We start from the raw sequence: 19,910 nt of genomic DNA, 5'->3' as shown, positions 1-19,910 counted from the left end.
GAGAAGGGCACGTACGCGCACTACATGTTGAAGGAGATGGACGAGCAGCCGGCCGTCATCCGCAACATCATCCAGCACTACCAGAACGAGAACGGCGACATCGAACTCACGGACGGCGTGCGTGAACTCGTCTCGGAAGCAGACCGCGTCTATATCGTCGCGTGTGGTACAAGTTACCACGCTGGTCTTGTTGGGAAGCAATTGATCGAGCGCGTCGCAGGTGTACCGACTGAAGTACACGTCGCGTCAGAGTTCGGTTACAACATGCCACTTTTGACAGAGAAGCCACTCTTCCTCTTCATCTCACAATCAGGTGAGACAGCGGACAGCCGTGCCGTTCTCGTCGAAGTGAAAAAGCTTGGCCATAAAGCGCTCACGTTAACAAACGTAGCGGGATCGACACTCTCGCGTGAAGCGAACGAGACGATGCTCCTCCACGCAGGACCGGAGATCGCGGTCGCGTCGACGAAAGCGTACACGGCACAGATCGCCGTCCTCGCGATTCTCGCGTACGACATCGCTCGTGCGAACGGGAAGAAACTTCCGTTTGATTTGATGCAAGAGCTCGCACTCGTTGCAACAACGATGGACTCGATTATGGCACAAAAAGAAATCTTTGAAGAGCTTGCTGATAAGTTCTTGAAAGAATCACGTAACGCATTCTTCCTCGGACGTGGATTGGATTCATATGTAGGTCTTGAAGGCGCATTGAAGCTCAAAGAGATCTCATACATCCAAGCAGAAGGATACCCAGGTGGGGAACTCAAACACGGACCGATCGCGTTGATTGAAGATGGGACACCGGTCATCACGCTTGTGTCTCAACCGAACACACACCTCAACATTCGTGGAAACATCAAAGAAGTTGTGGCGCGTGGTGCAGTAGCTTGTACGATTTCAATGGAAGGCATGGAGCATGAAAACGATGCATTCGTTCTTCCACGTGTTGAACCACTTCTCACGCCACTCGTGACGGTTCTTCCACTTCAACTCATCTCGTACTATGCGGCACTTGCCCGCGACTGTGATGTCGACAAGCCACGTAACTTGGCGAAGTCTGTAACAGTTGAATAATCTTCCATGGCCAGAATCTTTCGGGATTTTGGCCTTTTTTGTTTCAGTCAGTTAACAAATCATCGGAACGTTCTCAAAAATGTCTGTTTCCCCGATAGAGCGGGTACACTCAACGTGAGTATGAATAAAAGGAGAGATTCGATGAAACAGAAGAAATGGATGACGGGCTTAGGTGTCATCGTGCTCGCTACATCGTTAGCCGCATGCGGGGATACGGCGGACGATACATCGATGGAGATGTCAGAAGAACAAAGCATGGATCATTCGGCAATGGACCACTCGGGGTCTGGAGAGATACCAGACGGACTGATGGAAACGAATGATCCGACATATCCGGTCGGGTCGACAGCGATGATGACAGCGGATCATATGCCGGGGATGGAAGGTGTCGAAGCCACGATTGTCGGTGCGTATGATACGACTGTATACGCAGTCAGTTATACACCGACGACAGGCGGTGATCCGGTACAGAATCACAAATGGGTGATTCATGAGGAGCTCGAGAATCCGGGCGACACGCCATTAGCAGAAGGTGAACAAGTCGTTTTGGCCGCTGATCACATGGAGGGCATGGATGGCGCAGAAGCGACAATTGATATGGCTGAAGAGACGACGGTTTATATGGTGGATTACACGACGGAAGATGGAGAAGAGGTCACAAACCATAAATGGGTGACCGAAAGTGAACTAGAAGCGATGAAATGAATGAAGTAGACCTCGAGTACATCTCGAGGTCTATTTTTTTCGATAAATATTTATTGATAAACGATAAATAAGGGCGTATGATAAAGGAAATAAAATGAGTGAGGTGTATGACAGGTGAAACGAGAAACCGTCTTCTTGAAACTATCGGTGATTGTCTTAGCCATTCCGATTCTTGCAGCCTGTATCTTTTTACTTCCGTTTCTTTGGCGAGACGCAACCGAGAGCGGGGGATGGATTGCGAATTCGATGCGTCCGATTGTCGTGGGGATGTATGTGGCAGCAGTCCCATATTTCATAGCTCTGTTCCAGACGTTTACCTTGCTAGGATTGATTGATCGGAATGAGGCGTTCTCCTATGGAGCGGTGAAAGTACTTCGAGTGATCAAGTATTGTGCATTGACCATCACGGTCATCTATACGGCGTTGCTTCCCTTCTTCTATTGGTTCGCCGAACGCGATGATTCCCCAGGTTTCTTCGTTCTAGGGTTCATCTTCGTGTTCGCGGCATTTGTCATCGCCGTCTTTGCTGAGTTGTTACAGAAATTATTAAAGCGAGCCATTGATATGAAACAAGAAATCGATTTGACGGTCTGAGGTGAGAACATGGCGATGATTGTGAATCTAGATGTGATGTTAGCGAAGCGGAAAATGAGTGTGACAGAACTATCGGAGCGGGTCGGGATCACCATGGCAAACTTGTCGATTTTAAAGAATGGAAAAGCGAAAGCGATTCGTTTTTCGACGCTCGAAGCGATTTGTGAAGCGCTCGACTGTCAACCGGGGGACATACTAGAATATCGAGCGGACGAACGAGCAGAGTGAATCTCTGCTTTTTTTGTGTGAACATGAAACGTATTTGAACGATATAGCGTATATAAGATAAATCATTCAGAGGGAGACTAGAAAATGGTTCAAACATGGACAGAACGGACCCATGAAGCCTTAAAAGGAAAAATCGGAAAACTTATCGGTTGGTCTTTTGCAATGGCGATTTTAGTGGAATTGTGGCTTATGATAGATCCAACGTATTACGGAATCCAACACAGTTCTACTATTCTTATGACGATTAGTGTGATTGGACTCATCCTGTATGTGATGTCTTTGCCAATGTATATCGGATACAATTGGGTCATTTTAGATACGGTGCGAAATAAGGAATTGCACTTTCAAAATGTATTTAAACCGTTCCGAAAGGGCTACCGCTTAAATTTGGCCACGTTCCTACTCACGGTTCTTTTCCAACTATTATGGGGACTGCTTCTAATCGTTCCAGGAATCATAAAGTATTTTTCTTATGCATTCACTTTCTTTATATTGCGAGATGAGCCTCATTTGTCCCCTATAGAAGCGATTACAAAATCTCGTGGGATGATGCGTGGACAGAAATGGGAAGCATTTAAATTAATCTTGCCAATGATTCCGGTCTTTCTGACGGGTCTCACGTTAAGTATTGTTTTCAAATTACCGATTCTGTCATCCTGGTCTCTATTGGTTGCAACTTCACTTGTTCGTCCGTTGGTAGTTGCGCGTTTCGCTGTTATGTATGAAGATTCGCGTCGGGCGTACGACGAACAATGGAACAAACCAGCCTGAAGCATATCAAATAGAGGTTGAAAGGAATGAGCATGCTACAATCTTCATGAAGGAAAGGGGAAATGCTGAATGAAGATTGGAATCATTGGGGCTGGTCTGAGCGGAATCATCGCAGCGCGTGAACTCGCACGTCGAGGTAATACGGTTGAATTGATCGAAAAGAGCCAAAGCGTCGGGGGACGTTTGGCAACTCGCCGAATCGGTGACGGACAAGCGGATCACGGGGCCGTCTATTTCACCGTACGTGGGGAAGAGCTCAAACGCGAGGTACAGTCGTGGATGAGTGCGAACTGGGTGCGTGTCTGGTACGCGGACCCTTATCCGCGATACGTGGGGACAAAAGGGATGAATGGACTTGCAAAGCATTTGGCAGAAGGATTGACGGTACACTTGAATGAGCATGTGGAGTACGTCCATATGGAGGAGGGTGGCGCCGTTACCGTAAAGACTGACGTGACGGAACGTTCATACGACCAAATCGTGATGACGGCACCGCTTTCGCAATCGTTCGAATTACTCGGGAGTTTAGTTGATCAGGTTGAACCTTCCTTGCGACGTCTCGTGTATGCGCCGACGTTCGTCGGTCTTTTCGAATGTACAGGTGGTGTACAGATTGGGGAAGATGGGATTCTCGATTATGACCTGACACCTGGATTGTTGAAGGTGATCAATAATCAGCAAAAAGGAATTACTGCGACCTCGCTCATCAGCGTCTATATGGAAGAAGCGTGGAGTGAGGAGTGGTATGAGCGACCGGAAGAGGAGACACTTGTAGAGATTGAGCGGTTATTCCGAGAGGAAGTTGGCGATATCGACATCGTGTCACGGCAATTGAAACGGTGGCGCTATGCGCAAGCGAAAGACGTGTGGCATGAACCGTTTTATCGGGTAAGCCATCATCCCATCTATTTAGCTGGCGATATCTTTCTTGAAGCGGATGATCCATCCGGACGTACTCGATTTGAGAGTGCCTATTTATCTGGTCTACGTGTCGCCAAGGCAATCGTTTAAACCTTCTACGGAAGGTTTTTTCGTTTTGATGACGAATAGACAGACAAACGAACTGGAGAGGGGCACTCATATGGGGATGATTGGAACTTACTTGCGAGTAACAGATGATGAGTTGGCGCGGTTACTTGATGAACCTGATTATTTCGAGGAATTGTACACGTACGAGGAAAGACAATCGGATATCGATAAAGCGTGGCACGGACTGTACTTTTTGCTGACCGGAGAAGCGGACTTGGACGACATTGATCGTCACTCCCTCGGTAGAACGATTTTCGGCGGAATGGTAATCGAAGAGGAGACAGGGACGGCCTATTTGACTTCATCAGAAGTGAAAGACTTAGCGACCCGACTTCACTATATTGAACGAGATGCCCTTGAATCACGTTATGAGGCGACGAGGATGAATGCGCATGAACTTTACCCATTCGAGAGAGGGTGGGGAAGTGAGGAGAAGCAATACTTGCTCGAACAGTTCGAGGAATTGAAAGCGATTTTTTCATCCGCGTCACAAAAGCAAGAAGGGTTGATTACATGGATCGGATAAAATACGACTGATATGTTGCGCCGATAGGATTCTCCTTATCGGTCTTTTTATTTGACGTCATTTAGTTTAGGGCATAAACTATAACCATCTAGTTTAGGGGGTAAACTAAAAATGAAAGCATTGATGCGCGAAGCCGTGCAGTTATTTGAAGAAGTGATGTTCCATGGGACGGAACATGTTATCGAAGCGATGGAAGGGGATGTCTGGCGTGAGTATTCGCGTGAACAACTCCAACTGTTGAAGTTGCTTGATCAATTTGGACCGACCCCTGCTGGGCAATTGGCACAAAAGCAAGGTGTCCATAAAAGTGCGGTCTCGAATCGACTCAAAAAACTGGTCGAAAAAGAACTTGTCACGAGTCGACGTGGCAAGGATCAGCGCGAACGTTTGATTGAATTGACCTCAGAAGGAAAGCGGCTCGTCGAGGAAGTGGACGGTGCCGTCTATCGATATGTAGAATCCCTCATCGATGGAGAAGTAGACGAAATTGAAATTGAGCAATTTGTCCGGACGTTCCGGAAAATAAAACAATTGCTCCGAATCGGGGAGGAATAATACGTGCATAAAATCATTCAATGGCGTTGGGGAATCCTCATTTCCCTCATCGTATTGACGGCGGTACTATTTGTCGTAGCGCCGAACTTAACAAAGCAAGCAGAAGAAGCTGGTAGTTTTCAGCTAGCGGACGATATGGACTCTCAGCGTGCACAAGCGATTTTAGATGAGGCCGGGAAAAGTGATAAAACCATCTCGTTCGTCTACGAGTTCGAGTCGATTGGCGAAACCGAGCGAACGGATGTCGCTCGTGTCATCGAAGAGCTTAGACAGAATGAAACGGTCGTGACGGATGTTCTCGATCCGTTTGAAAGTGAGGAGACAGAGGCACAGCTCGTCTCAGAAGACGGACGCATCGTCCTCGTCCCGATCACGGTCGAAGGTACGACAGAAGAAATCAATGCGTTTGCTGATGATGTCCGTGAAAACGTGCTTCCTCAAGAGGAAACAGTATATATCACTGGGGAAGAAATCATTAACAATGATGTGAACTTGAGTGCCCAAGAAGGATTGAAAAAGACGGAAATCATCACGGTCGTATTGATTTTTGGATTGTTGCTCCTCGTGTTCCGTTCTATCGTGACACCGTTCATTCCACTCATCGCGGTCGGCTTCACGTATTTATTGAGCCAATCGTTTGTCGCGTTCTTTGTGGATTGGTTCGGATTCCCGGTATCGAACTACACACAAATATTCCTCGTGGCCATCTTGTTCGGGATTGGGACAGACTACTGTATCCTACTTCTTAGCCGTTACAAAGAGGAGCTGAGTGCGGGGCATGCGATTGAAGACGCAATCGTCAACACATATAAGACGGCAGGACGGACGGTCTTGATCAGTGGGCTCGCGGTCTTCGTCGGTTTTGCGGCCATCGGATTTGCAGATTTTCCGATCTTCAAATCAGCCGTCGCCGTCGCAGTCGGGATTGCGGTGTTACTGTTGATTCTCTTCACGGTCGTCCCATTCTTTATGGCGACGCTCAAGCAACGACTGTTCTGGCCATCGAAGAAAGCAGGCGAGCATCATGATAGCAAGCTCTGGGCTGGATTGAGTCGATTGTCGGTCAATCGCCCGTTCGTATCGATTTTGGTCGTTGGATTGATTACGGTGCCAGTCCTGTTCACGTATGACGATGCCCGTTCGTTCAATACGGTCGATGAGATTGGAGACGGGTACGATTCGGTTCGTGGATTGAATTTGATTTCAGAAGGGTTCGGTCAAGGGGAATCCCTTCCGGTACAAATCATTTTGAAACAAGATCAAGCCATTATAGAATCGGAAGTTCCGTACATTGAAATGTTCGCAAGTGAGCTCGAAAAAGTCGATGGAGTGAGCGGTGTGCGTGCGCTCACACGCCCGACTGGTGAAGTCATCGACGATTTCTATGTCGACACGCAACTCGGTGAACTCAGTGAAGGCTTGTCTGACGCACAGACGGGTCTCGGTGATGTCCAGGCCGGATTAGATGAAATTGAGCAAGGGCTGAACGCGGTCGTCGGACAATTGCCAAGCGGTTCAACCGATGCAGGGGCGCCACTTACTGAAGCAGCAGCTGGGCTGAATCAGTTGAATGGTCAGCTTGGACTCATTGGCCAAGGATTGACAGCGACTCAAAACATCCCTGCTGCAGTCGGACAGCTCGGTCAAGTGTCGGCAGGGCTCACACAAATCGAATCGGGCATCAGTGAAGCCGCCTCCGCATTGAATGCGCAAGGGTCTCAGGTTGGTGAACTTAGCACCGGACTATCGCAACTCGCGACAGGTGTTGGCGAAGCGAACGACGGATTAGGACAAATCGAGTCGGGCCTTGGCGAAGCGGTTTCGTTCTTGCAACAGTTGAGTGAAGCAGATTCGCTCCGTGAGACAGGTGTCTATCTTCCTGAAGGGACACTCACATCAGATGAGTTCTCCCCTGCCGTCGAACGCTATGTCTTTGATGAAGAGACAGCGACTCAGCTCGAGGTGATACTGGAGATGGATCCATACTCACCAGAAGCGATTGATGTCGTCGAGACGATTAAAGAGACGATGGATCGCTCTGTTAAGGGGACACCATATGCAGATGCGACCATCGGATACGCAGGTATCTCAAGCATCAACAGCGATTTGAATGAAACGTCAACGAACGACTTCAATCGGACGGTAGCCATCATGCTCGTGACGTTGTTCATCGTCTTGACGGCATTGTTCCGCTCGATGATCATGCCGCTCTATATGATTGCTTCGCTTCTCTTGACGTACTATACGTCAGCAGCGATCACAGAGCTGATCTTTGTGGAAGGTCTTGGCTATGACGGAATCAGCTGGGCCGTTCCGTTCTTCGGATTCGTCATGTTGATTGCACTTGGAATCGACTATTCCATCTTCCTACTGGATCGATTCCGGGAAGAGACAATCAATGGGAAGACGGTCCGTGATGCGCTCGTCTATTCGATGACGAAGATGGGTACCGTCATTATGACCGCCGCAGTCATTCTAGCCGGGACGTTCGGCGCCATGATTCCGTCAGGCGTGCTCAGTCTCGTTCAGATTGCGACCATCGTCATTACTGGTCTGTTGCTATACGGATTGATTGTATTGCCACTCTTGATTCCAGCCATTACGATTTCGTTCGGTGACGGTGTTTGGTGGCCGTTCCGACAAAAGAAAAAGTCATAAACAGAAACGGATGTCTCGTACGATGAGATATCCGTTTTTTGGGATAGATTGCGGTAGATTCGGGAACAGAAAGGCAGGTCCATTATCGAAGGAGGAATACTGTATGGAAATCGTCATTACTGCAATCTTGAAAGCCCATCCTGGTAAAGAAGAAGCGTTACGTGAGGCATTGCATCGTGTGATTCCACCGTCACGAGCGGAAGACGGATGTCTTGCGTACGTTCTTCACGAAGCAATCGATGCACCAGGAACGTTTGTCTTCTATGAAAAGTACAAAGACGAAGAGGCGCTCGATCACCACATCCATTCGTCGCATTATCAGGCATATCGTGACGAAGCCGGGGAGCTTCTCGCCGTGCGTGACGTCTATCGTTTGCATGAAGTCTGAAAGGAGACTTTCTCTTGATTACGCAACCTGTGATCCCGTGTATTTGGTTTGAGGGGAACGTCGAGGAAATCGCCGAGTTGTATGTATCCATCTTTCCAGATTCGTTTGTCGACTATACGACGAAATTTTCAAGCTCGCCAGCGGGCGAGACGACGATTGTGACGTTATCACTTGCTGGACAGTTCTTTCAGTTACTCGGGGGAGGTACCACAAAAGAACGAAATCCGTCCGTTTCTTATATGGTATCCCTCCCGACGACAGAAGAAATCAATGCGCTGTGGGAACGATTATCTGACGGAGCGGAAATCTTGATTCCATTAGATACGTACGACTTCAGCCAGCGTTATGGGTGGTTGAAGGACCGCTACGGGGTTTCTTGGCAAGTCATGCATGATGGGGGGATGGACATTCAGCTCGTGACGCCATGCCTCTTGTTTGTCCAGGAAGCATTCGGTCGCGCCGAGGCGGCGATGAATGATTGGATTTCCATTTTCAAAGATTCGTATGTACTGGACGGACATACGGTACGATACACGGAAGAAGATGGCGACGAGCTCGACGGGAAAATCAACTATGCCCGTTTCGTCTTATCCGGTCGAGAATTTGTCGTGATGGACAGTAATGAAAATCATATGTTTTCATTTGATGAAACACAGTCGCTCATCGCTTTTTGTGAGACACAAGACGAAGTCGATACGTACTGGCAGCGGTTATCGGCTGTACCGGAAGCAGAGGAATGCGGTTGGCTGAAAGATCGATACGGCGTCTCGTGGCAAATCATTCCGTGGGAAATGGAAGAGATGATGACGGTCGGTTCGCAAGAGCAGATTGAACAAGTCGTACAGGCGTGTCTGCCCATGAAAAAACTCGATATCGCGACGTTGCGTAAAGCCTATTAAACAAACCTCCCGAGACAAATAGCTCGGGAGGTTTTTCATGGACTCATTTGTGAGAGGGCATCCTTCTCTATGATGGTATCCGAGAGACGGAGCTGACTGGCCGCACGGTCGATATATGGAGCGCATCGATCGAATGCGACCGGTTCTTCCGTCTCGACGGAATAGCACGTGCCGTTACCTGCTCGTTCGGTCAAGTCTGGTTCATAGTAATGGTCTTCATATCGGAAAGCGCCCGTCCGAAAGACGGTCAAATTCGGCGTATCATTCAAGAGAGAGTCGCCAAGCATATATGCCGGAGAGATCCCAAGTACATCAAGAATCGTCGGTGCGATATCGATTTGACCGCCACTTGCCTCCATGACTTCTCCTGTCATCAATCCAGGTGGTTTGATGAAGAGAGGGACAGCACGGTCAAGTTGGAATGCGTCAACCGTTGAGTCCACTTCTTCGATGGTAGCCATTTCTTCTCCAGGTGCCGTCAGACCGCTATCGTGGTCACCATACATGACGAGAAGCGTCTCATCCCACAGCCCATCTTGTTTCAATCGTTCGATGAACTGACCGACCGCCGCATCGACGAAATGAACGGTATGGTAATAGTTTTCGAGAAGCGGGTCCTCAATTTCCGACAGGTCCAATCGCTTCTCGTCCTCCGGAATGTCGTACGGTGTATGGCTCGTCAATGCGACTAAAAACGCATAAAACGGTTCATCCAACTCTTCCATGAATCCGACGGACGTATTCAAGAATTCCTGGTCGTTGAGTGCCATCCCGATGATGCCTTGGTCGGGGTAGTCTTTGTCGCTAAAGAAATGATTGAACCCGATGTTCTCATAAAAATCATCCCGATTCCAAAAGTCTTTACGGAAGGAGTGCATGGCTGCCGTATCGTAGCCTGCCTCGTTCAAGGACTGTGAGAGCGCGCTAAATTGATTTCCCGGGAAACGTGTGTACACCGAACCGGATTTGACAGGGTAGAGTGACGTGTTGACGATGAACTCCGCATCGGATGTCCGCCCCTCATGCGTCTGATGATACACGTTCGGGAAGTAAAGCATGTCACGTCGCAATCGATTTAAGTTCGGTGTCAATTCCTGTCCATTGATGCGTTGATCGATGACGGAAGTTTGGAACGATTCGAGTTGTAGCACGATGACGTTCGTATCCGGACTCGGGGCACTTAATTCCTGATAAGAGAGTGCTTGGATTTGAGAACGCTCCTCGTCTGTCAGGGCTTCGTTCCATCCCATGGCACGTTCGACGCCTCGGGCGACATCCATCGCGTGATAGCCCCAAAAACCGAGATGATAATATTCACGCATATTCGAGATTGGGTCGTCTGCGATCCATTTTTCCCCGCGCTGATAACTGAGGGTGAGTGGAATCGTGAAGAGAAGAAATCCGAGAGTGAAGCCGGCGAGCGCCAATCGTCTTCCGTTCCGCTTCGCTTCACGGACAGGATGCCGTTTGATGTAACGTAAAATTAAACCGTAAATGATGAGGTCGATGAAGAAGAACGCATCAATCGGGCGGATGAGCGTCAAGAAGCCACCCCCGACATCTCCCATCTGTCCGATATCAGACAGTAAGGCGACAGATAATAAGTCTTCAAAATAGCGATAGTACCAGACGTCCGAGACGAGTAGGGTACTATGCAGGAATAAAGAAACGTATAAAATCCATCGGCGGATCGGATAAGACACGGCAAGTGCCCAGCTCGTCAGGAGCAGAATCGTCGCCAAATTGATGAGGAAAAACGAGAAGTCGAACGCCGTCGCGGTCAACCAGCTAAAAAAGAAGAGCTTTACCAGGGAGAGTGACAAGTAGATCCAATAATCGAGATATTTGATCATGAACAACACATCCTTTTCATACCCATTCCCGATGAGGTGAGTGAGGGAAACGTGAAGATGTGTCCAACAAAAAAAGAGGCACGGGGCCTCAGTTAATCAGAAACGTATCGCGCAATTCGATGATGGTTCCTTCCGGTGCTTTTAGTTTACTTAAATGACCGTCGACGACGAAGTAGATGTTGCCACCGTGCTTCGGCAAGAACGTGACACCGAGCTGTTCGAGTCGAGCGACTTCCGCTTCGAGATCATCCACATAGAGGGCGAAATGGACGGGACCGGCCGCATGTTTCGAATAGTCTTGTAACGTTTCATCGACTTTGGCGGTCTGGAGCTCGATATAAAAATCCCCGAGTTTGAGCCAACTATTGAAGTCACGTGTGTGGAAGTTTGGCGATTCTTGGACGAGCTCAAAACCGAGCGCTTCGTAAAATGACTTTGATGCGGCATAATCTGGGGTTTGGATACAGATATGGTGAATTTGTTTCATTAAGACTTTCCTTTCGTTTGTAGGTCGTTCACGCGATTGCGGTGGAACGGGGAAGTCATATCTTCCGAGATAAGACTGATCGTATGGCCATCCGGGTCCACTACGTCAAAACAGGACATGCCTCCGAAATCGTGAAGCGGTGTCGCAATCAACCCTGCTTGTTCGAACGATTGATACGCGAACTGGATGTCTTCACAAATGACGTTGAAATAGACATGGGCTTGTCCTGACGCATCTTTGAACGTTGCGGCTTGCGGTGACGAGGTCTGGATCAATCCGAGCTGAGTCGAACCGTCTGGTAGACACAAACCGATGCCTCCTTCCCAGCGACCAATTTCTTGAGCATCAAAATAAGTGGTATACCAGTGTAGGGACCGTTCTACATCTGATACGGGAATGAAGATACTTCCGATTCGGAACATGTGATAACCTCCTTTTCTCTTATTAGTGTAGCGAATGCATGCTTTCGAAGATACGGGGGAAGAAACTTTTTACGGGAGAAAGCGTATGAAAGAGAGAGAAAATCAATGAGGTGAATGTATGAAAGTAAACGAAATCACGATTCAACCGGTTGATGCAGTCAATCGAGAGGCGGTCATCGCCCTGACAGTGGACGAGAAACAATCTCGATTCATCGAGACGAATGCCGAATCGCTTCAAGAGATGGTCGAGGATACGAAATACAATTGGCAGAGCTTTGCATTTTATGAAGGCGAGCGAGCGGTTGGCTTTATGATGGTCGGAGCGGAGAACCAGTCAGAACGTTACGTATGGCTCGACCGTTTCATGATTGATCAACACGAACAGGGGAAAGGCGTCGGGACGAAGTGTCTACGCATCGCAGTGGAATTTATCCAGACACAATACGATGTGAATGATATCATTCTGAGCCTCCATCAAGAGAATGAAGCCGCGAAACAATTTTATGCGAAGAACGGGTTTATCGACAGCGGCTTGATCGATGAATGGAACGGCGAAGCAATCTGGGTTTATCACACAAAAACCCGACCGTCATGAGTCGGTCGGATTCCTAAATCAAAATACGTTATTTGAGTATGCTCGGTCGCAACTGTTTGACACGCGACAAGACGAGCCAACCGAGAAGCGCGCCCGTCAAACTAGAGGCAAGGAACGCCGGGAAAAAGAAAAATGCACCGAACGTCGAACCCATCAACAGTTTTGCGTACGGGACGGCAATCAACGAAGCGATAACCCCAGTCCCGATGATTTCTCCGAGAGCGGCCGCATAGACGCGGTTCGTGCGTACGAAGAAAATGCCGGCAAGAAATGCACCAATCATGCCACCGGGGAATGCGAGCAGTGACCCCGTGCCAGTCATGACACGAATGAGCCCGGTCACGAAAGCGACGAGAACGGCTCCGATTGGGCCGACGGTAACTGCGGCAATCACGTTCACCATATGTTGAATCGGATAAGCGCGGGCGACACCTGTGGGAATCGAGATGAACATCGACCCGACGACGGCGATGGCGACGAGCATCGCCATCCAAGTGAGTTGTTGAATACGCATGAATAATCTCCTTTCAAAATAAAAACGCCACGTTTCCAGACGGAAAAATGGCGTGGATATACAGAGGCGTATCCCAAGCCACTTCCCTACGCTGGTATGAGCCAGATCAGGTTCGAAGGGTCCGGCAACATGCCGTCTCAGCCCGAAGGCTCCCCTAGTGGTCGTTTATTGATTTGAGTATAGCATAACTAAAATCGGAAAGAAGGGACGGAATTATCCCTCATTCTTGGCTAACAGGTCCTCATAGTCCTTCTCGCTCCAAAAGAGCGGTGAGATGGACTCGGGACCTTTTAAAATTTCTCCATCCTGGTCATATACGATGGCATACCCGCTCTCGACATCGAACACGAACAAGTCGGCAGTGACTTCGGTCACGCCATTCCCGGCAATAATCACATCGTCAATCGGCTCCCGCGCCAGTTCGACACCTGCTTCATCGAGTTCGACGAGGAGGGCTGACGTGTAGGCATGGCGGTCATAGACCGTTTGGAATTCATCCTGCGTGAGGACGACATCGGTAGGTGGGGCACTCGTTCCGAATTTTCGATTCTCTATCTCTTCGACATACTGAAGGAAAGATTCCTCTTGCCAAAAGAGTGGTGCGAGCGACTCGGAACCGTTGATCAACGTCCCGTCCTGACTGTCGAATACCGTGGCGTACGTCCCGTCATCAAGCTTGAACGGATAAATATCCGCATATGTGTGCTCGAGACCATTACCGGCGATGATGACGCGTTCAAACGTCTCGCGGAACGGTTCGATGCCTTGTTGCTCAAGCGCAGCGAGGAGCGGTTGTGTTTGTTCATATTGGTCATAGACGTCTTTAAAGTCTTCGCGCGTCCATTCAGTGATGGGTTCATCGGGTGATTCGATCGGGATCGGATTGTCTGCCACCGTATCCGTACAACCCGTCAGTAAAAGTGCACTTAATCCGAATATCGCCCATCGTCTCATGATTTCATCCCCTAAACTTACATTTTCCCCCATTTTATCATTCATGACGAAAAAGCAGAACCTGTGCACATTCTCACTCGGGGTGAGGGCGTGTTGTGTAGGAATCGAGTGTATTCTTAAAGTGGAGTGTGTCTTCTTCAGAAATCGTTACTCCTGAGGATGTGCCGTAGCGGACCGCATGATAAACGGACGGGTTCATCGGTAAATCGATGCGTTGGAACCACTCTTGCAGTGTCTCATGAGCACGCAATCGCTTGGCTGGTACGAGAGATTGGTTGAATGCGATCAGTGCATCGCGAATCGGGACGTTCGTGAACGCTGTGAGCGTCGAAACGGACGAAGCGTTTTCGTGTTGTAGCGATTCGACAAGCGGGTCTGTGTTTGAATCAACATGATCTCGTGCGCGAACCACACGTCGTTTCCGTTTTAGATAGATATAAAAGGACAGGCAACCGAGCGCAAGCAAAGCGACGAATAACCCGAGATTTCGTCGTGTGGATTCTCCAGATCCCGTGATTCCCTCAAAAAAGTTATGTTTTCCTTCTTGAGGATCCAATTCAAACGGGTAATCTGCTTTGGATTCACCAATTAAAATTCCATCATCTTCATCCGATAAGAGATCAGTCGGAGGACTATTATTTTCCTCGACCGGTATCGTTTCCGGGTTATAGAGCCACTCGAATACACTCGTCGCAATCACTATCATCGTGAACGTGCCAAGAAGTGTGGTGGCAATCAGGAGAAGAAACTTGTTCGTCCAGCGCAAGAAGACACCTCCTTTTGAATTTTCAGACTATTTGTTGTTTATCTTACCATAAAAAGGTAAAGTTTGATTAAGACAAAAAATGGAGGTCGTCATATGGGCATGGAGCAGGTCATCAAACAGTTGAACGAGGTGTATTTAGGCAAAGAGGATGTCGTACGCCTCTGTTGTACCGCGTTACTCGCGGAAGGACATATTTTGTTAGAAGATGTTCCGGGTACGGGGAAAACGTTACTTGTCAAAACGATTGCAGCTAGCTTCGACGGGGCATTTTCTCGGATTCAGTTCACGGCCGACTTGTTACCGTCTGACGTGATCGGTGCAGATTATTTCAACATGCAGACGCAGACGTTCGACCATCGACAAGGACCAATCTTTGCGAATATCGTCTTGATCGATGAAATTAACCGAGCGGTTCCACGGACGCAGTCTGCCTTGCTCGAGGCGATGGAAGAGCGGCAAGTCTCCATCGGGGGAGAGACATATCCGATGCAGAAACCATTTTTCGTCATCGCGACGCAAAACCCGATCGAATCGACCGGGACGTTCCCATTACCGGATGCCCAGCTCGATCGCTTCTTGATTTCAATTCCGGTCGGTTACCCTGATGTCGCGGAAGAACGGGAGCTCCTCTTGCAAGTCATGCGTCAAACACGGAAAACCGTGGAGGCGGTCGCGACGTTAGACAAGTTACGCTATGCCCAGGAGGAAGTGAAGCAAGTATCGATTCAAGATGACGTCCTCGATTATTTACTCGGGCTCGTCCATGCGACACGAGAACACCAATCTGTCGAGGTCGGTGTCAGTCCACGAGGAGCCATTGCGCTAATGCGGGCTTCTCAAAGTTACGCCTATCTCCACGATCGATTGTATGTCATTCCGGAAGATGTGAAAGCCGTGGCACCTTATGTATTGGCACATCGCCTGACGTTGACGCTTGAAGGAGGCATCAAATCAACGAAACAGGACATCATCCGTTACATCTTAGACACCGTTTCTGTTCCGGTCGAGGGTTGATGATGACGTTCTCGACACATAACGCTCTACAGAAACAATGGATCCCGGTCTACGGATTCGCCGGAGTGATTCTCGTATTCGTCCCGTACATGGAGATTTTCGGTTATGCGCTTTGTTTACTTTCGTGCATCGTCTGGTTCTTTGAACGGACGCGGAAACAGTTGGAACGAGCCCTTCGTCTTCATATACATACGCACGAGTCTCTTCTGTTCGTCGGGGATGAGACGGAAGTGCAGGTGATTTTAGATGGGAGTGAAACCCTCGAACGACTCGGGCTTCCGGTTCGCGTTCGTCTGAAATCCAATACAGCGCTCAGCTTTCCAGACCACGATCGCTCCCCGAATAGTTTAGATATGACGTTACGGACGGATCAGGCCCGTCACGTGCTTCGCGTTCAGGCCGAATTTCGGGGACCGGCTTATATCGAAGAGTGTGTACTCGCTGTGACGCTCCCGTTTCATCTCGGGACGTATCTTCTTGAGTGTCCCATCGAGAAACGATGGACGGTGTTGCCGTCCCTCACGTTACATCCACCGGTCGGCACGAAACGATTGGCACTCGGGGACCGTCCTTTGACCGCATCGCCTCTACGGAATCCACTTCAGGTGCTAGGTTCGAAGCCTTACGAAGGGGAACCGGTCAAGGAGATCGACTGGGTCGCGACGGCAAAACTTGGTCGGGTCCAGTCCAAAGTCTTTCAAAAGACATCCCTCGATACGTTCACGTTCGCAGTGGATTTGAGTGGGCCGTCCGGCTACACGCTTCATCATGACTTCGAGTCGATCATTAGCCAAGTCGCGTACGTGACGACCCGACTCTTAAAAGAAGAGTGTAAAGTCGAGCTGTTCATCAACCGTTTCAATGGTGAAGGGAAGATGGAGCATATCTCCCTTCAGGAAGGAGAACGAGGGACACGGATCATTCTCATGTTGCTGGCCGACCTTCATCCCGGAAACCGCTTCATCTCGACAGACGCGTTCGTCCGAATGGTTGAACGGAAACGTTTGAAACAAAGCCATCTCGTCTGGTTCAATCAGCATAACCTGTACGACTAACAAGGAACTTTCCTTCTTCTGGCGAACTGTATCATACAGAGATGACCGAAAGGGAGAGATCCATATGGCAAAACGGAAGTATGCGAATCGACGAGACTGGGAGCGAATTTTAAAGAACCGTTATGCGCAAGAACGCGTTCAGACGGAACAATTTTCAGGGGTGGTTGCCTTATTCCAAATCGATGAGGTTCGAGCGCCACTATATAAAAAACATAAAGGGGAAGAATTTATTGTGGCTGATGCCGGTTTTAGTTGGCTCCAATATTTCCCGGACAATGAACCGTTCGGTGTGACGGCGATGATCAATCCGGAAGGTGAAATCGTGCAGTGGTATATCGACCTCGTCGACCGGATCGGAGAAGAGGATGGCATCCCGTATATGGACGACTTGTTGCTCGATATTCTCGTGTTTCCGAATGGGGACATCGTCAAAAAGGATGAAGATGAGTTCGAAGAGGCGACCGAGAACGGCGAATTGACACCTGAACAAGTCGAGCGGGGATGGCGTGAGTTTGAAGCGACGCTCGAACGGATCAAACGTGGAGACTTCGTCTACTTTGATTTGGCAAAAGGACATTACGAACAGTTAAAACAAAAGCTATGAGTGGATTCACTCTCTCTGCTACAGTAAGAGCGTAGGAGGGGGAGTTTTTTATGAAAGAAATTGAAATCGAGACGTGGGCACGACGAAAACACTTTGAGTTTTTCAAAGCGTTTGACGCACCGCATGTTAACGTGACGGCGAACGTGGATGTGACAAATCTCTATACATATGCGAAAGCGAGCGATCAATCGTTCTTCAAACTCTTTTTATACGGTGCGGTGAAAGCGGCGAACGCGATTCCGGAATTGCGCTATCGGATCCGTGGTGAAGCGGTCGTCGAACACGAAGTGGTACACCCGTCGTTCACGGTCATGTTAGACGAAGATGTCTTCAACTTTTGTGCGGCCACGTTCAGTGAAGATTTACCGACGTTCTTACAGGAAGTGACGACGCGGATGGAGCAAGCTGCTGACGAAGTCGTGGTTGGGGATGACGAGCCCGACGACTTACTGTATATCACGAGTGTGCCATGGGTCACGTTCACAAGCATCATGCACCCGACGCATCAGCAACAACATGACAGCGTCCCGCGCATCGCCTGGGGCAAGTTTGAGCGTCAAGGAGAGCGTCTAAGGATGCCGTTATCCGTTCAAGCCCACCACGCACTCGTCGATGGGGTACATATCGGCAAGTATTACGAAGCGCTCCAAGCATGGTTAGACCAAGATTTCGCACAGGAGGTGACCGACGTGACAGAAGAAAATGAATTTAACCGAGCAGTACGTCTCCGTGAAGAGGGACAGCTCGAGCAGGCGAAGCAACTGTTCTTATCGCTCTTACGGAAGGATGAGAAGAATCCTAGACTTCATGCATACTGTGCATGGTGTTATGACTCGCTCGGTGAAGAACGTCAAGCGGTACCGCATTATGAGCGGGCCATCCGACTCGGGTTGACGGGAGAGGAGTTGGCCGAATCGTATCTTGGACTCGGCAGTACGTATCGGGCACTCGGTCGATACGCGGAAGCGGAACAGTTATTTGCAGAGGCAATCGAACATTTCCCGAATCATGGGGCGCTCAAAGTGTTTCAGGCGATGACCCACTATAACGTCGGCCGTCATGAAGAGGCGACGGGCGCGTTACTCGAGCTGCTTGCCAGTCCAAAACCGGATGAAAGCATCGCAAGGTACCGTCGTGCCATCGCGTTCTACGCACGGAATTTAAACGAAACGTATGAGTAAAGGAGAATGACATGATTTCATTACGTCCGATCGATGCACAAAATTGGTATACATGCTGTCACTTGGTACTGAGTGAACAACAGCAAACATACATGGAGCCGAATGCGATTTCGTTACTTCAAGCGATGTACGAACCGACGTTACGCCCACGCGCGATTTATGAGGAAGAGACGATGGTCGGCTTCCTCATGTACAATACGGAGCCGGAAGAGTTGGATGCATGGTGGATTTACCGAATCATGATCGACCACGCTCATCAAGGTAAAGGAATCGGCCGACACGCGACAGAGCTGATGCTTGAAGAAATCGGAGAGGGGAAATCAATCGTTGTCGGGTATCATCCTGAGAACGAGGCGGCCCATCACTTATACGAAAGCTTAGGATTCGTTGATGAAGGACATCGATTCGGTCGTGAGATGGCAGTGATTCGTCGAGGAGAATAAGGCGGGGGGAATCCCGTCTTATTTTTTTGAATCAAATCGATTGACGGCAAAATCATCACATGATATATTTATCTCGAATTAAAGATATTTGAATTTGAGTTAATGACTCTCTTGGACAAAGGAGGGAGACAGATGGAACCATCTGATGCATTAAAAACAATCACCGTGCTCTTGCGTGCCTCTCAGTCGTTACAGGACCTGGTGAAACAGGAAGTGGCGTCTTACGGGTTGAACGCGACCGAGTTTGCGGTTCTGGAGTTTTTATATCATAAAGGAGATCAACCGATTCAAGTCATCGGAAAGAAGATCCTCCTCTCGAGCGGGAGTATGACGTATGTCGTGGACCGGTTAGAAGAGAAAGGGTATCTCGTCCGAAAAGCTTGTCCGAGCGATCGCCGCATCACATATGCCGCGTTAACGAATGACGGAGAGCATTTGATGCAAGAAATTTTTCCAAAGCATACGGAGCATATGAATGCATTATTTGAAGGATTATCTCTGACAGAAACGATTGAACAGTTGAAACAAATTGGGAAGCGGGCAGAAGCCGCAAAAAATTTTAATCATGTATCTTGAAATCAAGATATAAAAGGAG

The 19,910-nt window shown here is 48.9% G+C and carries 24 protein-coding genes and 1 riboswitch; of the genes, 18 read left to right on the top strand and 6 right to left on the bottom strand.

Annotation, left to right across the window (positions count from 1 at the left end; all coding sequences use genetic code 11):
- From glmS to KNO86_RS08315, 11 genes are all read left to right on the top strand, one after another.
- The coding region (glmS, locus tag KNO86_RS08365; RefSeq protein WP_214695100.1) for a glutamine--fructose-6-phosphate transaminase (isomerizing) at positions 1-1,074 on the top strand (1,074 nt) is incomplete at its 5' end.
- Between the two features lie 141 nt (positions 1,075-1,215).
- The gene (locus KNO86_RS08360; protein WP_214695098.1) at positions 1,216-1,779 is read left to right on the top strand and encodes a YdhK family protein; all 564 of its coding nucleotides are present in this window, start codon (positions 1,216-1,218) and stop codon (positions 1,777-1,779) included.
- 114 nt (positions 1,780-1,893) lie between these two features.
- The gene (locus tag KNO86_RS08355) at positions 1,894-2,373 is read left to right on the top strand and encodes a DUF2975 domain-containing protein (RefSeq protein WP_214695096.1); all 480 of its coding nucleotides are present in this window, start codon (positions 1,894-1,896) and stop codon (positions 2,371-2,373) included.
- Between the two features lie 9 nt (positions 2,374-2,382).
- The gene (locus KNO86_RS08350; RefSeq protein WP_012727632.1) at positions 2,383-2,601 is read left to right on the top strand and encodes a helix-turn-helix domain-containing protein; all 219 of its coding nucleotides are present in this window, start codon (positions 2,383-2,385) and stop codon (positions 2,599-2,601) included.
- 84 nt (positions 2,602-2,685) lie between these two features.
- A complete protein-coding gene (locus KNO86_RS08345; RefSeq protein ID WP_214695095.1) occupies positions 2,686-3,372 on the top strand; it encodes a DUF975 family protein in 687 nt (228 codons plus the stop codon).
- A 69-nt stretch (positions 3,373-3,441) separates the two neighbouring features.
- Positions 3,442-4,383, top strand: a complete 942-nt coding sequence (locus KNO86_RS08340) for an NAD(P)/FAD-dependent oxidoreductase (RefSeq protein WP_214695093.1) — start codon at positions 3,442-3,444, stop codon at positions 4,381-4,383.
- Between the two features lie 70 nt (positions 4,384-4,453).
- Positions 4,454-4,927, top strand: coding sequence for a YfbM family protein (locus KNO86_RS08335; RefSeq protein ID WP_214695084.1), 474 nt, complete (start codon positions 4,454-4,456; stop codon positions 4,925-4,927).
- A gap of 111 nt (positions 4,928-5,038) precedes the next feature.
- On the top strand, positions 5,039-5,482 hold the full coding sequence (locus KNO86_RS08330; protein ID WP_214695082.1) for a MarR family winged helix-turn-helix transcriptional regulator: 444 nt from the start codon (positions 5,039-5,041) through the stop codon (positions 5,480-5,482).
- A 3-nt stretch (positions 5,483-5,485) separates the two neighbouring features.
- The gene (locus tag KNO86_RS08325) at positions 5,486-8,140 is read left to right on the top strand and encodes an MMPL family transporter (RefSeq protein WP_214695080.1); all 2,655 of its coding nucleotides are present in this window, start codon (positions 5,486-5,488) and stop codon (positions 8,138-8,140) included.
- A 103-nt stretch (positions 8,141-8,243) separates the two neighbouring features.
- Positions 8,244-8,528 (top strand): putative quinol monooxygenase, encoded by a 285-nt coding sequence (locus tag KNO86_RS08320; RefSeq protein ID WP_214695078.1) that lies wholly within the window; start codon positions 8,244-8,246, stop codon positions 8,526-8,528.
- A gap of 14 nt (positions 8,529-8,542) precedes the next feature.
- On the top strand, positions 8,543-9,427 hold the full coding sequence (locus tag KNO86_RS08315; protein ID WP_214695076.1) for a VOC family protein: 885 nt from the start codon (positions 8,543-8,545) through the stop codon (positions 9,425-9,427).
- A gap of 35 nt (positions 9,428-9,462) precedes the next feature.
- Here KNO86_RS08315 and KNO86_RS08310 read toward each other — a convergent pair whose 3' ends face one another.
- The 3 genes from KNO86_RS08310 to KNO86_RS08300 form a co-directional block, all read right to left on the bottom strand.
- Positions 9,463-11,280: an LTA synthase family protein gene (locus KNO86_RS08310; protein ID WP_214695074.1), complete on the bottom strand. Its 1,818-nt coding sequence runs from the start codon at positions 11,278-11,280 to the stop codon at positions 9,463-9,465.
- A gap of 88 nt (positions 11,281-11,368) precedes the next feature.
- A complete protein-coding gene (locus KNO86_RS08305) occupies positions 11,369-11,767 on the bottom strand; it encodes a VOC family protein (protein WP_214695072.1) in 399 nt (132 codons plus the stop codon).
- Positions 11,767-12,189 (bottom strand): VOC family protein, encoded by a 423-nt coding sequence (locus KNO86_RS08300; RefSeq protein ID WP_214695070.1) that lies wholly within the window; start codon positions 12,187-12,189, stop codon positions 11,767-11,769. The genes KNO86_RS08305 and KNO86_RS08300 overlap by 1 nt, the downstream gene beginning before the upstream one ends.
- 118 nt (positions 12,190-12,307) lie before the next feature.
- Here KNO86_RS08300 and KNO86_RS08295 point away from each other — a divergent pair, with 118 nt between their 5' ends.
- Complete coding sequence (locus KNO86_RS08295) at positions 12,308-12,784, top strand: GNAT family N-acetyltransferase (RefSeq protein WP_214695064.1); 477 nt, start codon at positions 12,308-12,310, stop codon at positions 12,782-12,784.
- Between the two features lie 28 nt (positions 12,785-12,812).
- Here the strand turns inward: KNO86_RS08295 and thiW are convergent, their stop codons facing one another.
- From thiW to KNO86_RS08280, 3 genes are all read right to left on the bottom strand, one after another.
- Positions 12,813-13,298 (bottom strand): energy coupling factor transporter S component ThiW, encoded by a 486-nt coding sequence (gene thiW, locus KNO86_RS08290; protein WP_214695062.1) that lies wholly within the window; start codon positions 13,296-13,298, stop codon positions 12,813-12,815.
- A gap of 66 nt (positions 13,299-13,364) precedes the next feature.
- A riboswitch (TPP riboswitch) is annotated at positions 13,365-13,464 on the bottom strand.
- 47 nt (positions 13,465-13,511) lie between these two features.
- The gene (locus tag KNO86_RS08285) at positions 13,512-14,252 is read right to left on the bottom strand and encodes a hypothetical protein (RefSeq protein ID WP_214695060.1); all 741 of its coding nucleotides are present in this window, start codon (positions 14,250-14,252) and stop codon (positions 13,512-13,514) included.
- A 73-nt stretch (positions 14,253-14,325) separates the two neighbouring features.
- The gene (locus KNO86_RS08280; protein WP_214695059.1) at positions 14,326-15,018 is read right to left on the bottom strand and encodes a hypothetical protein; all 693 of its coding nucleotides are present in this window, start codon (positions 15,016-15,018) and stop codon (positions 14,326-14,328) included.
- 93 nt (positions 15,019-15,111) lie between these two features.
- Here KNO86_RS08280 and KNO86_RS08275 point away from each other — a divergent pair, with 93 nt between their 5' ends.
- The 6 genes from KNO86_RS08275 to KNO86_RS08250 all read left to right on the top strand — a co-directional run bounded on the left by KNO86_RS08275 (position 15,112) and on the right by KNO86_RS08250 (position 19,891).
- Entirely contained in the window at positions 15,112-16,032 is a 921-nt protein-coding gene (locus KNO86_RS08275) for an AAA family ATPase (RefSeq protein ID WP_214695057.1), read from the top strand.
- A gap of 2 nt (positions 16,033-16,034) precedes the next feature.
- On the top strand, positions 16,035-17,087 hold the full coding sequence (locus tag KNO86_RS08270) for a DUF58 domain-containing protein (RefSeq protein WP_214695056.1): 1,053 nt from the start codon (positions 16,035-16,037) through the stop codon (positions 17,085-17,087).
- A gap of 64 nt (positions 17,088-17,151) precedes the next feature.
- Complete coding sequence (locus tag KNO86_RS08265) at positions 17,152-17,691, top strand: ribonuclease FAU-1 family protein (RefSeq protein ID WP_214695054.1); 540 nt, start codon at positions 17,152-17,154, stop codon at positions 17,689-17,691.
- A 50-nt stretch (positions 17,692-17,741) separates the two neighbouring features.
- Positions 17,742-18,872, top strand: a complete 1,131-nt coding sequence (locus KNO86_RS08260) for a tetratricopeptide repeat protein (RefSeq protein WP_214695052.1) — start codon at positions 17,742-17,744, stop codon at positions 18,870-18,872.
- Between the two features lie 11 nt (positions 18,873-18,883).
- Positions 18,884-19,315, top strand: a complete 432-nt coding sequence (locus KNO86_RS08255) for a GNAT family N-acetyltransferase (protein WP_214695051.1) — start codon at positions 18,884-18,886, stop codon at positions 19,313-19,315.
- 132 nt (positions 19,316-19,447) lie between these two features.
- Positions 19,448-19,891 carry a MarR family winged helix-turn-helix transcriptional regulator gene (locus KNO86_RS08250; RefSeq protein ID WP_214695049.1) on the top strand — a complete coding sequence of 148 codons (444 nt, stop codon included), beginning with the start codon at positions 19,448-19,450 and terminating at the stop codon, positions 19,889-19,891.
- Positions 19,892-19,910 lie beyond the last annotated feature (19 nt).

The sequence above is a fragment of the Exiguobacterium sp. s160 genome (genome assembly GCF_018617575.1).
Lineage (GTDB): Bacteria > Bacillota > Bacilli > Exiguobacteriales > Exiguobacteriaceae > Exiguobacterium > Exiguobacterium aestuarii_A.
Note: the sequence above shows the minus strand (reverse complement) of the source record. Positions and strands in the feature narration are given on the sequence as shown.